The organism is Burkholderia sp. SRS-W-2-2016, from assembly GCF_001931485.1.
Taxonomy (GTDB): Bacteria; Pseudomonadota; Gammaproteobacteria; order Burkholderiales; family Burkholderiaceae; genus Paraburkholderia.
The window spans coordinates 169066-182740 of record NZ_MSDV01000012.1; the positions used below are offsets into that span (position 1 = coordinate 169066).

The window sequence follows — 13675 nt, forward strand, 5'->3', positions numbered from 1 at the left end:
CGCAAGGCGCGCTGCAACTGGGGCGACACGCGGAGCGGAGCAGCCGATGACGAGAATCGATTTCCACTCGAACGTCGGCAATTCGCTGCTGTACGCGTGCCGCCTCGCGCGCAAGGCGTATCTGGCGGGCCAGCCGCTCGTCGTGCTGGCCGAGCCGCCGCGGCTGCGGGCCTTCGACGAGCAGTTGTGGGTGTTCTCGCCGCTCGACTTCATCCCGCACTGCATGGCGGGTACGCCGCTTGCATCCGAGACGCCCGTGGTGCTGACCAGCAATCTCGATAGCGCGCCGCATCATCAGATTCTGCTGAACCTCGGCGCGACGGTGCCGGCGCAGTTCGCGCGCTTCGAACGCTTGCTCGAAGTGGTCGGCAACGACCAGGACGAACTGGTCGCCGGCCGCGAACGCTACCGGTTCTATCGCGATCGCGGCTATGCGTTGAACAACTACAAGCAGGGCGGCGAGGCCTGATTCAACCCGGAGAGCGCACGTGTCCGATCCCAACGACCATTCGATTCCGCTGCTGCAGGAGATCATCCAGCCGGGCCGCGCACCGCGGACGGTCGGCGCGGCCGCTGCGCCGGACGTGTTCGATCGTAGCGAGCCGACCATTCCGCTAGAAGCCGGGGCGACGGTGCCGCCGGACATCGGCGGCGAGGGCGCGCATGACGCCGCGGCCCATCGGCACGTTCCCGAAGCCGCCGCGGCTCAGACCGAACTCGATGCGGACGCGATCGCCGAACGTCTGCGCGGCCAATTCGCGGGTTTCCTGGCGGGCGACGGGCGCGGCCTGATCGAAGCGCGCTGTCGCGACGCGGTTCAACAGCACACCAATCTGCTCGTCACGCAGATCACGCGGGAAGTTGCGCGCGCGCTCGAAGCCGAGCTGACCGGCTGGGTTCGTGAAGCGGTGCGAGAGGAACTGGCGCGGCACGCGGGCCACGCGTGACAGACCTTATTTGAGCGTCAGCACCCAGGTCGCGAGCGTGGCCGCCTGATCGGGCGTCAGCTGCGTATTGGCGGGCATCGGCACGCGGCCCCACACGCCGGTGCTGCCATCGAGAATCTTGTGCTTCAGGTAGATCGCCGCGTCTTCGCGTCCCGCATATTTCGCGGCCACTTCCTGTAGCGCGGGCCCCATGAAACGGCGCGTGACCGAATGGCAGCTCATGCAGTTCTTCTGCTGCGCGAGCGCGAGACCGGCGGCGGCCTCCGCATGAACGGGACGGGCGGCGCCCAGAGCGGCGGCGAGCGCAACAGCAACTGCAACGGCTGCATACGACTTCGATTTCATTTTGGTCTCCGCCGGTGCAAGAGCCCGGCTCGTGGTGCACGCATTATAAGAGCAAAGGGGCGCACGGATTTCCGTGCGCCCCTTTGCGTTTTTGCGTGGCGCGGCGCCGCGTTGGGCCGCGTTGGGCCGCGATGGGCCGCGCTCCCCGCCCGTGCTTACCCGTCGATCAACCGGTCACCGCGCCCCGGTTCGCCGGCAGCGCGAGCGCGAAATACTTCGCCATCACGCCGCGCGTGTAACGCGGTTGCGGCGCCTGCCACGCGGCGCGGCGGCGTTGCAGTTCGGCGTCGTCGACGTTCAGTTGCAGCAGCAGCTTGTGCGCGTCGATCGTGATCGAATCGCCTTCGCGCACCAGCGCGATCGTGCCGCCGACGAACGCCTCCGGCGCCACGTGCCCGACCACCATCCCCCACGTGCCGCCCGAGAAGCGGCCGTCGGTGATCAGCCCGACCGTCTCGCCGAGCCCCTTGCCGATGATCGCCGAGGTCGGTGCGAGCATCTCCGGCATCCCCGGGCCGCCCTTCGGGCCGAGGTAGCGCAGCACCACCACGTCGCCGGCGACGATCTTGTCCGCGAGGATCGCTTCGAGCGCGCTCTGCTCGTCGTCGAACACGCGCGCCGGGCCGGTGATCACCGGGTTCTTCAGGCCGGTGATCTTGGCGACCGCGCCGTCGATCGCGAGGTTGCCCTTGAGGATAGCGAGATGGCCTTGCGCGTAGAGCGGCTTGTCGATCGGGAAGATCACCTGCTGATCGGCGCGCGGTTTGGCGGGCACGTCCTTCAGCTCGTCGGCGAGCGTTTTGCCGGTGATCGTCATGCAGTCGCCGTGCAGCAGCCCGGCGTCGAGCAGGATCTTCAGCACCTGCGGGATGCCGCCGGCCTTGTGCAGATCGGTCGCGACGTACTGGCCCGACGGCTTCAGGTTGCAGATCACCGGCACCTTCTTGCGCATCCGCTCGAAGTCCTCGATCGTCCATTCGACCTCGGCCGCGTGCGCGATCGCCAGATAGTGCAGCACCGCGTTGGTCGAGCCGCCGGTCGCCATGATCAGCGCGACCGCGTTTTCGATCGACTTCTTCGTGATGATGTCGCGCGGCTTCAGGTCCCGTTTGACCGCTTCCACCAGCACGCGCGCCGATTCGGCGGCGGAGTCGACCTTTTCCTGATCGGGGTTGGCCATCGTCGACGAATACAGCAGCGACATGCCGAGCGCCTCGAACGACGAGCTCATCGTGTTGGCGGTGTACATGCCGCCGCACGAACCGGTCGACGGGCACGCGTTCTTCTCGATGCCCTCGAAGTCCTCCTCCGACATGCGCCCAGCGGTGAATTCGCCGACCGCCTCGAACGACGACACGATCGTCAGGTCGGTGCCTTTCCAGTTGCCCGGGCGGATTGTGCCGCCGTACACGTAGATGCCCGGCACGTTGATGCGGGCGAGCGCGATCATCCCGCCCGGCATGTTCTTGTCGCAGCCGCCGATCACGACCACGCCGTCCATCCATTGCCCTTGCACGCAGGTCTCGATGCAGTCGGAGATCACCTCGCGCGACACCAGCGAGTACTTCATCCCCTCGGTGCCCATCGACATCCCGTCGGAGATGGTCGGCGTGCCGAAGGTCTGCGGATTCGCATCGGCCTGTTTGATCGCGACCACGGCCGCGTCGGCGAGGCGTTGCAGGCCGGCGTTGCACGGTGTGATGGTCGAATGGCCGTTGGCGACGCCGATCATCGGTTTGTCGAAGTCGTCTTTCTGATAGCCGAGCGCGTAGTACATCGAACGATTCGGCGAGCGGGCGACGCCCTGCGTGATGTTTTTCGAACGACGGTTGTAGGGCATGAGGGGCTCCAAGTCTGTCTGTTCTGTTCGTCAGCCGGGCCGGCGGGGGCGCGTGACTGCGTCGGTGCATGCGCGGGGGCGGCGGCTCGCGGCCGCTGCCCGGCGCCGCTTCAATCGACCGCGGCGCGCGCATCCGTTCAGTGTAGTGCCGCGAGGCCGGGCGGGCAGGCGGTTTTGCGTAACGCGGGTCGCGTGTATTATTCGCGCTTGTTTAGGTCGCAAAAACTCTTAGTCCCGATCGCCCCAATAGTCCCGCCAATGCTGCCGACGATCCCCGATCTGCGCCAGTTGCGCTACTTCGTTACCGTCGCCGAGGAAAAACACTTCGGCCGCGCGGCCGCGCGTCTGTCGATGACCCAGCCACCGCTGTCGCAGGCGATCCGCGCGCTCGAAGAGACGCTCGGCGTCGAGCTGTTCGCGCGCACCAAGCGCTCGGTCGAGCTGACGCCGGTCGGCGCCGATCTGCTGCCGGAGGTGCAGCGGCTGCTGGCTGCCGCCGAAGGGCTGCGGCCGCTCGCGCAGAGTCTTGCGCGCGGCGAGGCGGGGGTGCTCTCGCTGGCGTTCGTGTCGACCGCGGATTACGGGCTGCTGCCGCTGCTGCTGCGCGAGTTCGGCGCGCGTCATCCGCGCGTGCGGCTCGAACTGACCGAGGCAACCAGCGACGTGCAGGTCGAGGAACTGGTGGCCGGGCGCATCGATGCCGGGCTCGTGATCGCGCCGCTGCCGTCGCGTCACGCGGCGCAACTGTCGTGGCTGCCGATCGCGCGCGAGCCGCTGGTGATCGCGATGTCGACGGAGAGGGCGGCGCGGCTGGAGCAGGCGGGCGGCGCGCGCGGTGCGGTTATCGATCCCGCTGCCGATTCCGCCCCCGTCGCCGAATGGCTCGACACGCCGGTCAGTCTGCGCGACCTCGCCGACGCGCCGCTGGTGATCTTCCCGAGGCGTCTGGCGCCAGGCTTTTATGACATCATTATGGATTGCTACGGCGTTGCCGGCCTCGCGCCGCGGATCGGCCAGGAAGCGATCCAGATGCAGACGATCGTCAGCCTCGTGTCGGCCGGCATGGGCGTCGCACTGGTGCCGCAATCGTTGCGTAACCTGCGCCGCACCGGCGTGGTGTACCGGCCGCTGTCGGAGTCGGTGCCGGCGATCGAGACCGGTCTCGTCTGGCGCACGGACGAGGTGAGTCCGGTGCTGGCGGGCTTCATCGAGATCGTGCGCGCGCAGGCGGCGACGCTCGCCGCGCGTGTGTAACCGCCGCCACGTTGAACGCCGGGCGAACTGCGCCGTCCAATGCCTGCCGCTGTATTGTGCGGACCGTGCGCCTGTTTGCGGGGCAGCGGCTTCGCAACCCACTTCTTTATTAGTCGCGCCGTTAATCCGACTGTAAGCATTGCTTCCTAATCCGAACCTGAACTGCCCATAACTACACGATGCTCATTCACCCCAATTTCGACCCCGTCGCCATTCATCTGGGGCCGCTCGCCGTGCGCTGGTACGGCCTGATGTATCTGGTCGCGTTCGTCGCGGCGATCGTCGTCGGCCGGCTGCGGCTGCGCCTGCCGTACGTCGCCGCGCAGGGCTGGACCGCGAAGGATATCGACGACATGCTGTTCTTCGGCGTGCTGGGCACGATCCTCGGCGGCCGGCTCGGCTACGTGCTGTTCTACAAGGCGAGCTTCTATTTCGCGCATCCGCTCGACATCTTCAAGGTGTGGGAAGGCGGGATGTCGTTTCACGGCGGCTTTCTCGGCGTGACCATCGCGATGATCCTGTTCGCGTATCAGCGCAAGCGTTCGTGGCTGCAGGTGACCGACTTCGTCGCGCCGATGGTGCCGACCGGTCTCGCGGCCGGGCGTCTGGGCAACTTCATCAACGGCGAGCTGTGGGGCCGCGTGACCGATCCGGCCGCGCCGTGGGCGATGCTGTTTCCGGGCGCCGCACCGGACGACGCCGCGTGGCTCGCCGCGCATCCGCAACTGGCCGCGCAATGGCATCTGGCCGACGTGTTCGCGCAATACCGGATGCTGCCGCGCCATCCGTCGCAGCTCTATGAGATCGCGCTGGAAGGCGTGGTGCTGTTCTTCGTGCTGATCCTGTTCTCGCGCAAGCCGAAGCCGATGGGCGCGATTTCCGCGCTGTTCCTGATCGGCTATGGCCTCGCGCGCTTCACGGTCGAATTCGCGCGCGAGCCGGACGACTTCCTCGGGCTGCTCGCGATGGGGCTGTCGATGGGCCAGTGGCTGTCGCTGCCGATGATTCTCGCGGGTATCGGCCTGATGGTATGGGCGTATCGCCGTGGGCGCCGCGAGCCGGCGCAGGCGGTCAGCGCGAGCTGATCAGCTGGGCCTGCAATGAAAAACGCCGCGGCATGGAAACATGCCGCGGCGTTTTTTCCTGGCGGGTTGTCAAGCTCGCCCGCCTTACTTCATCTGCACCGACCCCGACACATTGACCGTCACCGTCGTGGTGCCGCCTTCGAGCGGCATCTGCGCCATCTTCGCGTCGGCGCCCATCGCGCGCGCGCTCATCATCATCACCGGACGCGGCATCGCGCCGCTGTGATTGACGTTGACCTCGCGAATCGAATAGCCGCTAAAGCCGAACGCCTGCGCCGACGATGCGGCCTGCTCGCGGAACGACTTGATCGCGTCGCCGGTGATGCGCTGCTCGGCCGCGCGCTGCGCTTCCGGTGACAGCGAGAAGTGCACGTTGCCGACCTGCATGATCGATGCCATCTGCGCGGCGAGCTTCGACGCCGCGGCGAAATCGCGCGATTCGAGCACGACTTCCGTGCGGCCGCGCCATGCGGAGATGCGTCCGTCGCGATCGGTCGACGGGAAGATCGAGAACGCGCCCGAGCGCGCGGTCACGCCGCTCACGCCGCGCGCTTTTTGCATCGCCGCATCCGCGCGCTGGTTCAGCGTCGCGGTCAGCGTCGACGGATCGCTCGCTTCCTGCTCGTAAAACAGCGTGATTTCGACGACGTCCTGCGGCACTTCGGCACTCGCCTGCGCATTGAGCGACAGCACGCCCGACGGCTGCGGCATCACGCTTTGCGCTCGCGCGACGGCCGGCGCCAACGCGAGTGCGACCGGCGCGGTGCAGGCGAAAGCCAGGGCGAGGGCGCGTGCGGTTTTTTTCATCATTGCTGGACTCCTTGGTTGAACAGGTGGTGCAGGTTTGACGCTAGCGCCGCGCGTCGAGCGCGGCGCGGAAGTGCGGTTGCGCGGACGCGCATCGCACGAAAGCACGGCGCGCGCCCGCGCGAGGCGGCCCGCGTGCCGACGCGATCCTTCAGGCAAGCTGTTTGGTGATGAAGCGCCATTCGGCTTCGGTGACCGGCGTGATCGACAGGCGGTTGCCCTTGGCCAGCACGCGCATGTCCTGCAACTGCGTATGCTCGCGCAGCGCGGCCAGCGGAATCAACGCGATCTTCTTTTTGAACACGACGTCGACGAGCATCCAGCGCGGTGTTTCCGGCGACGATTTCGCGTCGTAATACGGGCTCTTTTTATCGAATTGGGTCGGGTCCGGATAGGCGGTCGACGAGACTTCCGCGAGTCCCGCGATGCCGGGCTCGGGACAACTGGAGTGATAGAACAGTACGCCGTCGCCGATCTGCATCGTGTCGCGCATGAAATTGCGCGCCTGGTAATTGCGCACGCCGGTCCACGGCAGTGTGCGATGCGGTGCGTTAGCGAGATCGTCGATGCTTGCTTCGTCCGGTTCGGACTTCATCAGCCAGTAGCGCATGAATCGAATTGAATGATGGATGAACGGTAAAGATTGAACGACGCGCAAAAAAACGGGCGCCCAAAGAAAAACGGCGTCGAACCGAAGTCCGACGCCGTTCCAGATAAGGTCCCCGCCTTAGCCGCTAGGCCGGCATCCTGAACCGAGGGTTCAGAATTGGTCGCAGTTAGCAACACTTCGGGTACATCAGACAGAGTGACGCGCACACCCGTGCTACAAATTTCCGCAACCGTGCACATGGCATTGGTTCAAGGAATATATGACCTTGGCGAACCAGGCAGGGAAGCTAAACCGATAAAGCAACAACCATTCAACTTTTACGACTGTACTCAAACGTTTGCCACGAACTATTCATTCACTTCACAGCACTGCGTTTAAGGCTACTTCGCTAAATCTGCTTAAGTGCGGGACCGGTGCGAAACCGGTCAGCGACTTATTACTGCAAGCTGTACTGCTCAATCACAGTACCCAGCTGTTCGTTCATTTGCTGCATTGTACGCCGGATTTCTTCAGCAGGAAATGCTTCTCCGTGACGTACGCTGTTTTGCAGCTTAAGCAGTTCCGATGCCAGCGACAGCGCAGCCATTACCGCAATGCGATCCGTGCCGCGCACGTTGCTGTTATTGCGGATCTTTTTCATTTCCGCGTCGACGCGCGCGACCGCTTCGAGCAGCGCGCCTTCGGTTTCCGGCGAGCAGGCGAGACGATACGGTACTTCGAGAATCGAGACTTCGATCTGCTTGGTGGTCATGCGTTTTCTCCGTGGCGGCTTACGTCGCTTTCCGCTTCCTCGCCCGCGGGCTGAGCGGACTCGAGCAGATCGAGCTGGTTATCCGGTTCGTTGCTCGCGCGAGCGCGCGGCAATTTTTCGAGAATCGCATTCAGGCGCACCTGCGCGTCGTCGATCTTGGCCGACAGTGCATCGCGTTCCGCTTGCAGTGCATCGCGTTCCGCGCGCAGTTGCGCGAGTTCGGTGTGCGTGGCCTCGACTTCGGCGCGCGTTTGCGCGAGTTGTTCTTCGAGCGCGAGCCGCGCTTCGTGGTGGCGCTGGCTGATCGCAATCAGCTTGCCGATATTCTGGGAGAGTGATTCGAGTTCGGTGAGCATGTGCTGCGTCCTCTAAAGACCTCGCATTTTAGCGCGGAATATTGCAGGTTCCGACAATTGTCTCGTTTCGAGACGTAACAACATTGCTTCGTGCAGGCTTATCGCGCCTTGCGTTGCAACCCGAGGCGGAAAGTGACGGGATCCATCGGACAATAATGCGCGTTCAACCGGATCGATTGCGCGTGCATTGACCTTTCTTGACGCCCCGCGAGGCCGCTCGTAAACTTCCGCACTTCTGGTGCCGCGCGCGCTTTTCGGCGCACGCGGTTAAACGGGAAGCAGGGCGCGCGCGGTCCCCGGACCGCCGACGCGAAACCTGCGCTGCCCCCGCAACGGTAAACGACCGCATGGTCTTCATGCAGGTCGATCCTGATCGCAGGTTCGAAGTTCAACGTGCGAGTGTGCCACTGCGCGTCATGCGTGGGAAGGCGGGATCGATGTGTCGTAGCCCGGATACCGGCCAGAAAAGAGGGACGTCCCCCACGAAAACATCGAAACGGGGCGCCTCGTGACGCGTCGGCCCGCGGGGAAGCAGGCCGCGCATGCTTTCCACAGGAATCAATCCCATGTTGTCCCCTATCGCCCGCGCCGCGTTGCTCGCGTTCGCGAGCCTGCCGCTCGTCGCGCATGCGCAAGACGCGCAGTCCACCACGTCCACGACCGGCGCAAACGTTGCAACCGTCGCGAATGCCGCAACTGTAGACACCAGCGTCACGAATCCGGTCGCCGCCAATACGGCCAACGCCAACGCGGCCAACGCCAACGCGGCCAACGCCAACGCATCGGTCGACGCATCGGCCAACGCAACGACTACGGAAACAACTACCTCCACCGCGTCGCCGATCGTGCTCGCACCGGTCGTCGTGACCGCCGCGCGCGGACCGCAAGCGCTCGCCGATACGATCCAGCAGACCACGCTGTTCGATCAGCAGGACATCGCCGACACCACCGCAACCGATCTTCCCGGCCTGCTGCAATTCGCGCCCGGCGCGCAAATCACGCGTACAGGTGGCCCCGGTTCGACGACGAGTCTCTATTTGCGCGGCGCATCGTCGACGCAATCGCTGCTGCTGATCGACGGCGTGCGCGTCGATTCGGTCAGTCTCGGCTCCGCGCAACTCGCGCAGTTGCCGCTCGATCAGATCGACCGCGTCGAAGTGGTGAACGGCAACGTGTCCGCTTTATATGGATCGGGTGCGATCGGCGGCGTCGTGCAGGTGTTCACGAAAGACGGCGGCGCGCATCCGCCGCGTTTCAATTTTTCGGTCGGCTACGGCAGCTATCACACGCAGACGCAAACGGCCGGCGTGAACGGCGCGCTCGGTCAGGACGGCCGCACGACCTTCAGCCTCTCACTCGCGCGCACCAAAACCGACGGCTTTTCGGCACTCAATCCGAACGAGGCGCCGGGCGCGAATCCGAATGCGAACGGCTATCTGAACGAGAGCATCTCGGCGTCGCTGCGTCACAAGTTCAACGACAAGTGGGACGCGGGTGTCAGCTATCTGCAGTCGAACGGCAACAACAGCTATGACAACGCGTACGGCGTGCCGACCGATCTGAACAATCTGTACAGCAAGGTGCGTCAGGTGTCCGTATTCGCGAACGGCAAGCTGACCGACTGGTGGACCACGCACTTCACGATCGCCGAAGGCGCCGATCGCAGCGTGTCGAATACCAACGGCATCTACAACGGCCGCTTCGATACCGACAATCGCCAGTACACGTGGCAAAACGATTTCGCGCTCGCCGCGAACCAGAAGCTGCAACTGGGCTACGAGCATCTCGATCAGAGCCTCGAATCCGATACGTTCGCCGCGCCCGACCGCCACGTCGATTCGGTATTTGCGGGCTATACCGCGCGCTTCGGCCGCAACCGGATTCAGGCCAACGTACGGCGCGACCAGTATTCCGATTTCGGCGGAGCGAACAGTTACTATCTCGGCTACGGTTTCGACATCACGTCGCACTGGAAGGCAACCGCAAGCTATTCGGACGCGTTTCGCGCGCCGAGTTTCGACGATCTGTACTATCCGTACAGCGGCAATCCGTCGATTCAACCCGAGCGCAGTCATTCGGTCGAAGCGGGTTTGCAGTACGCGTCGGATGCGCTCGGCGTGATGCGCGTGACCGCGTTCCAGACCCGCTACGCGAATCTGATCAACTACGTGCAGACGATCCCCGGCATCTACCTGGCCGAGAACGTCGGTCACGCGAAGGTGCAGGGACTCGAAGGTTCGTGGAGCGGTCATGTCGGCAAGACCGACGTGCGCGCGGCGGTCACGCTGCAAAACCCGGTCGATCTCGACAACGACGTCGATCTCGTGCGGCGCGCGCGGCGCTTCGCGTCGTTCGCGGTGAACCGCAGCATCGGTACGTGGCGGGTCGGCGGCGAGTGGATCGTCAGCGGGCCGCGCGAAGATAGCACCGGCAACCTCGGCGGCTACGGGATCGTGAATCTGTCCGCGCGCTACAACATCACGAAAGCGTGGTACGTGAGCGCGCATATCGACAATCTGCTGAACAAGGACTATGAGACGGTCTACTCGTACAACTCGCCGCGCCGCGGTGCGTACGTCACGCTCGGCTGGCAGCAGCAGTGATGCGTGCGGGCGGCGGCGCTCATGCGTGAGCGCGCACGAATGAACCGCACGCACGGTTCGCTGCCCGCGACGATGCCGCCCTTGCACACGATGAACGCGAAGCGCGCGGCCATCATCTGGCTCGGGCTCGCGCTTGTCGCGCTGGCCGTGCTGGCGGCATCGCTCGCGCTCGGCAGCGTGCCGCTTGCGCCGTCGCAGGTGCTCGCGGCGCTGCTGCCGTCGCATGGGTTCGGCGGCGCGCCTGCTGACGACCTCGCCGGCGAAATCGTTCGCACGTTGCGTTTGCCGCGCGCACTCGCCGGCTTTGCGTGCGGCGCGTTGCTCGCACTCGCGGGCGCGCTTTTGCAGGTACTGCTGCGCAATCCGCTGGCCGAACCGTACGTGCTCGGCGTGTCGGGCGGCGCGGCGACGTTCGCGCTGGTCGCGATGATCGCAGGCGGCGCGTGGTGGCTTGTCGACGCAAGCGCATTCACGGGCGCGTTCGTATCGATCCTGCTGGTGCTCGGTCTCGCGCGCCGCGAATTGTGGCGCGGCGAACCGCAGGACACGTCGCCCCGTTTGCTGTTGACCGGCGCGGTGATCGCGGCCGGGTGGGGCGCGCTGATCACGCTGCTGCTCAATCTCGCTCCCGACAGCCGCTTGCGCGGGATGCTGTTCTGGCTGACCGGCGATCTGAACGGCGGCGCGCTGCCGTGGACCGCATTGCTTGCGCTCGCAGTCGCCTTGATCGCGATCCTGCCGGCCGCGCCGCGTCTGAACGTGCTGCTGCGCGGCGACGCCGCCGCGCAAGCGCTCGGCGTCGCGGTGATGCCGCTGCGGTTGCGGGTGTACCTGGTCGCGTCGCTGGCGGCGGCTGCCGCGGTGACCACGGCGGGCACGATCGGCTTCGTCGGCTTGGTGGTCCCGCATATGCTGCGGCTCGCGTTCGGCAACGATCAACGGATGCTGTTGCCGGCCGCCGCGCTTGGCGGCGGAGTCGCGGTGATGGGCGCGGACCTGATCGCGCGTACCGTGATCGCGCCCGCGCAGTTGCCGGTCGGCGTGATCACGTCGCTGGTCGGCGTGCCGGTGTTTCTGTGGATGCTGCTCAAGCGCCGCCGATGATGCCAGCCCCCGACACTTCCGCCACCGCACTGCTAAGCGTGCAACGCCTGAACTTGCAAGCCGGCGCGCGCACGCTGCTCGACGCATTCACGTACAGCTTTCATGCCGGCGAAATCTGGTGCATCGCCGGCCCGAACGGCGCCGGCAAGACGACGCTGCTGTCGACACTCGCAGGACTATTGCAACCGTCGGCGGGTCACGTCGAACTCGATCGCGTGCCGCTCGCCGACTGGCAGGCGCAAGCGCTCGCGCGGCGTCGCGCGTTGATGCCGCAAAGCGCGGCCGATGCATTCAGCGCCAGCGTGCTCGATATCGTGCTGCTGAACCGTTTCCCGCATCTGACCGGTTGGGGCTGGGAGCGCGACGAGGATCGCGCGGCCGCGCACAAGGCGCTGGAGTTGCTCGGTCTCGCGCGGTTCGCGACCCGCGACGTGCTGTCGTTATCGGGCGGCGAACGTCAACGCGTCGCGCTCGCGGCGGTGCTGTGCCAGCAGGCGCCGCTGTTGCTGCTCGACGAACCGTTGTCGCATCTGGACCTGCATCATCAGATCGACTGTCTCGAAGCGCTGAGCGCGTGGACGCGCGAGTCCACTGCCGCGCCGTCGCGCTGCGTGCTGTTCTCGTGCCACGACCTGAACCTTGCGCGCCGTTTCGCGACCCACGCGTTGCTGCTCGACGGCAACGGCGGCGCGCATGCAGGCCCCGTGCGCGATGTGTTGACGCCCGAGCTGGCGAGCCGCGCGTTCGGCTATCCATTGATTCTGATTCGCGACGGCGAGCACGAGGCGCTGATTCCCGCGCCGCGCTCGTCGCATGAATCGGCGGTCAGGCATGACATCTCGTCAGACTGATCTTTTCTCCCGACATCCTCTTTTCCGTTTTCTCTCGCACCTATGACCCGCCATCCGTGCCCAGCCGGTTTGCCCGAAGTCGCACCGCTCGATCAAACGTTGCGCGCCGAACTGCAACAGCTCATCGATACGCGCACCAAGCCGCCGGGCAGCCTCGGCCGGCTCGAAACGCTCGCGCGTCAGATGGGCCTGATCCAGCGCAGCACGCGACCGGGCGTGCAGCGTCCGGTGATGATCGTATTCGCCGGCGATCACGGCATCGCCGCCGAAGGCGTGAGCCCGTATCCGCAGGCGGTGACCGCGCAGATGGTCGCCAACTTCGTCGCCGGCGGCGCGGCGATCAATGCGCTCAGTCGCGTCGCCGGCGCCGAACTCGAAGTGGTCAACGCGGGCGTCGCGACGCCGTTGCCGTCGGCCGATGGACTGGTCGACATTCCGGTCGCGCGCGGCACCCGCAACTTCGCGCACGAACCGGCGATGACACCGGCCGAAGCGCTCGCCGCGATGCAGGCGGGCGCCGCGCGCGTGCGTCATCACGCGGCGCTCGGCAGCAACGTGATCGGCTTCGGCGAGATGGGGATCGCGAACACGTCGGCGGCCGCGTGTCTGATGAGCCGGCTGTGCGACGTGCCGATCGACGAATGCGTCGGCCGCGGCACCGGTCTCGACAACGCCGGGCTCGCGCGCAAGCGCAACGTGCTGGCGTCGGCGCTCGCGCGGCACCCGGACGCGCGCGCGCCGCTCGACGTGCTCGCGACCTTCGGCGGTTTCGAAATCGCGATGATGGCGGGCGCGTATCTGGCGGCCGCCGAAGCGCGCATGACGATCCTCGTCGACGGCTTTATCGCGACCTCGGCATTGCTGGTCGCCGATGCGTTCGCGCCCGACGTGCGCGAGTACTGCGTGTTCGCGCATGCGTCGAACGAGGCCGGGCACCGGCGCATGCTCGATCACTTCGGCGCGCAGCCGTTGCTGTCGCTCGACCTGCGCCTCGGTGAAGGCACCGGCGCGGCGCTCGCGGTGCCGCTGCTGCGCGCGGCGGCGGCGTTCGTCAACGAGATGGCGAGCTTCGATTCGGCCGGCGTCGCGGATCGCGATGTCTGACAAAACCACCACGTTTTC

General features: G+C 65.8%; 14 protein-coding genes, 1 other RNA gene and 1 riboswitch. Of the genes, 8 read left to right on the top strand and 7 right to left on the bottom strand.

What is annotated here, in order from left to right; translation table 11 throughout:
• Positions 1 to 46 precede the first annotated feature (46 nt).
• Positions 47 to 469 (top strand): DNA polymerase III subunit chi, encoded by a 423-nt coding sequence (locus BTH42_RS03705; protein ID WP_075295885.1) that lies wholly within the window; start codon positions 47 to 49, stop codon positions 467 to 469.
• A gap of 19 nt (positions 470 to 488) precedes the next feature.
• On the top strand, positions 489 to 947 hold the full coding sequence (locus BTH42_RS03710) for a DUF2486 family protein (protein ID WP_083654651.1): 459 nt from the start codon (positions 489 to 491) through the stop codon (positions 945 to 947).
• 6 nt (positions 948 to 953) lie between these two features.
• Here BTH42_RS03710 and BTH42_RS03715 read toward each other — a convergent pair whose 3' ends face one another.
• Together BTH42_RS03715 and ilvD are read right to left on the bottom strand one after the other, a co-directional pair.
• Positions 954 to 1292 carry a c-type cytochrome gene (locus BTH42_RS03715; protein ID WP_075295887.1) on the bottom strand — a complete coding sequence of 113 codons (339 nt, stop codon included), beginning with the start codon at positions 1290 to 1292 and terminating at the stop codon, positions 954 to 956.
• Positions 1293 to 1458: 166 nt separating this feature from the next.
• Positions 1459 to 3132 carry a dihydroxy-acid dehydratase gene (ilvD, locus tag BTH42_RS03720; protein ID WP_075295889.1) on the bottom strand — a complete coding sequence of 558 codons (1674 nt, stop codon included), beginning with the start codon at positions 3130 to 3132 and terminating at the stop codon, positions 1459 to 1461.
• Positions 3133 to 3390: 258 nt separating this feature from the next.
• Here ilvD and BTH42_RS03725 point away from each other — a divergent pair, with 258 nt between their 5' ends.
• Together BTH42_RS03725 and lgt are read left to right on the top strand one after the other, a co-directional pair.
• The gene (locus BTH42_RS03725) at positions 3391 to 4386 is read left to right on the top strand and encodes a LysR family transcriptional regulator (protein ID WP_075295891.1); all 996 of its coding nucleotides are present in this window, start codon (positions 3391 to 3393) and stop codon (positions 4384 to 4386) included.
• Between the two features lie 179 nt (positions 4387 to 4565).
• Positions 4566 to 5471, top strand: a complete 906-nt coding sequence (gene lgt / locus BTH42_RS03730) for a prolipoprotein diacylglyceryl transferase (RefSeq protein ID WP_075295893.1) — start codon at positions 4566 to 4568, stop codon at positions 5469 to 5471.
• An 84-nt stretch (positions 5472 to 5555) separates the two neighbouring features.
• Here the strand turns inward: lgt and BTH42_RS03735 are convergent, their stop codons facing one another.
• The 5 genes from BTH42_RS03735 to BTH42_RS03755 form a co-directional block, all read right to left on the bottom strand.
• A complete protein-coding gene (locus BTH42_RS03735) occupies positions 5556 to 6281 on the bottom strand; it encodes an SIMPL domain-containing protein (RefSeq protein WP_075295895.1) in 726 nt (241 codons plus the stop codon).
• Between the two features lie 148 nt (positions 6282 to 6429).
• Positions 6430 to 6888 carry an EVE domain-containing protein gene (locus BTH42_RS03740; protein ID WP_075295897.1) on the bottom strand — a complete coding sequence of 153 codons (459 nt, stop codon included), beginning with the start codon at positions 6886 to 6888 and terminating at the stop codon, positions 6430 to 6432.
• Between the two features lie 105 nt (positions 6889 to 6993).
• A non-coding RNA gene (gene ssrS, locus BTH42_RS03745) (6S RNA) lies at positions 6994 to 7175 on the bottom strand.
• Positions 7176 to 7324: 149 nt separating this feature from the next.
• Positions 7325 to 7639, bottom strand: coding sequence for a cell division protein ZapA (locus BTH42_RS03750; protein WP_075295899.1), 315 nt, complete (start codon positions 7637 to 7639; stop codon positions 7325 to 7327).
• Complete coding sequence (locus tag BTH42_RS03755; RefSeq protein ID WP_075295901.1) at positions 7636 to 7995, bottom strand: ATPase; 360 nt, start codon at positions 7993 to 7995, stop codon at positions 7636 to 7638. The genes BTH42_RS03750 and BTH42_RS03755 overlap by 4 nt, the downstream gene beginning before the upstream one ends.
• Before the next feature lie 219 nt (positions 7996 to 8214).
• Positions 8215 to 8475: riboswitch (cobalamin riboswitch) on the top strand.
• Between the two features lie 86 nt (positions 8476 to 8561).
• On the opposite strand from BTH42_RS03755, the gene BTH42_RS03760 reads away from it, so the two are divergent.
• The 4 genes from BTH42_RS03760 to cobT are packed head-to-tail and all read left to right on the top strand — an operon-like array spanning position 8562 to position 13657.
• Positions 8562 to 10598 (top strand): TonB-dependent receptor domain-containing protein, encoded by a 2037-nt coding sequence (locus tag BTH42_RS03760; RefSeq protein ID WP_075295903.1) that lies wholly within the window; start codon positions 8562 to 8564, stop codon positions 10596 to 10598.
• Positions 10599 to 10637: 39 nt separating this feature from the next.
• Positions 10638 to 11702 carry an iron ABC transporter permease gene (locus BTH42_RS03765; RefSeq protein ID WP_075295905.1) on the top strand — a complete coding sequence of 355 codons (1065 nt, stop codon included), beginning with the start codon at positions 10638 to 10640 and terminating at the stop codon, positions 11700 to 11702.
• Positions 11699 to 12553, top strand: coding sequence for an ABC transporter ATP-binding protein (locus BTH42_RS03770; RefSeq protein ID WP_075295907.1), 855 nt, complete (start codon positions 11699 to 11701; stop codon positions 12551 to 12553). The genes BTH42_RS03765 and BTH42_RS03770 overlap by 4 nt, the downstream gene beginning before the upstream one ends.
• Before the next feature lie 42 nt (positions 12554 to 12595).
• Positions 12596 to 13657 carry a nicotinate-nucleotide--dimethylbenzimidazole phosphoribosyltransferase gene (gene cobT, locus BTH42_RS03775; RefSeq protein ID WP_075295909.1) on the top strand — a complete coding sequence of 354 codons (1062 nt, stop codon included), beginning with the start codon at positions 12596 to 12598 and terminating at the stop codon, positions 13655 to 13657.
• The last annotated feature ends 18 nt before the right edge of the window (positions 13658 to 13675 follow it).

Coding starts and splice junctions, on each gene's coding strand:
- BTH42_RS03705 (WP_075295885.1), top strand. CDS start 47: ATGACGAGAATCGATTTCCACTCGAACGTCGGCAATTCGCTGCTGTAC.
- BTH42_RS03715 (WP_075295887.1), bottom strand. CDS start 1,292: ATGAAATCGAAGTCGTATGCAGCCGTTGCAGTTGCTGTTGCGCTCGCC.
- ilvD (WP_075295889.1), bottom strand. CDS start 3,132: ATGCCCTACAACCGTCGTTCGAAAAACATCACGCAGGGCGTCGCCCGC.
- BTH42_RS03725 (WP_075295891.1), top strand. CDS start 3,391: ATGCTGCCGACGATCCCCGATCTGCGCCAGTTGCGCTACTTCGTTACC.
- lgt (WP_075295893.1), top strand. CDS start 4,566: ATGCTCATTCACCCCAATTTCGACCCCGTCGCCATTCATCTGGGGCCG.
- BTH42_RS03735 (WP_075295895.1), bottom strand. CDS start 6,281: ATGATGAAAAAAACCGCACGCGCCCTCGCCCTGGCTTTCGCCTGCACC.
- BTH42_RS03740 (WP_075295897.1), bottom strand. CDS start 6,888: ATGCGCTACTGGCTGATGAAGTCCGAACCGGACGAAGCAAGCATCGAC.
- BTH42_RS03750 (WP_075295899.1), bottom strand. CDS start 7,639: ATGACCACCAAGCAGATCGAAGTCTCGATTCTCGAAGTACCGTATCGT.
- BTH42_RS03755 (WP_075295901.1), bottom strand. CDS start 7,995: ATGCTCACCGAACTCGAATCACTCTCCCAGAATATCGGCAAGCTGATT.
- BTH42_RS03760 (WP_075295903.1), top strand. CDS start 8,562: ATGTTGTCCCCTATCGCCCGCGCCGCGTTGCTCGCGTTCGCGAGCCTG.
- BTH42_RS03765 (WP_075295905.1), top strand. CDS start 10,638: ATGAACCGCACGCACGGTTCGCTGCCCGCGACGATGCCGCCCTTGCAC.
- BTH42_RS03770 (WP_075295907.1), top strand. CDS start 11,699: ATGATGCCAGCCCCCGACACTTCCGCCACCGCACTGCTAAGCGTGCAA.
- cobT (WP_075295909.1), top strand. CDS start 12,596: ATGACCCGCCATCCGTGCCCAGCCGGTTTGCCCGAAGTCGCACCGCTC.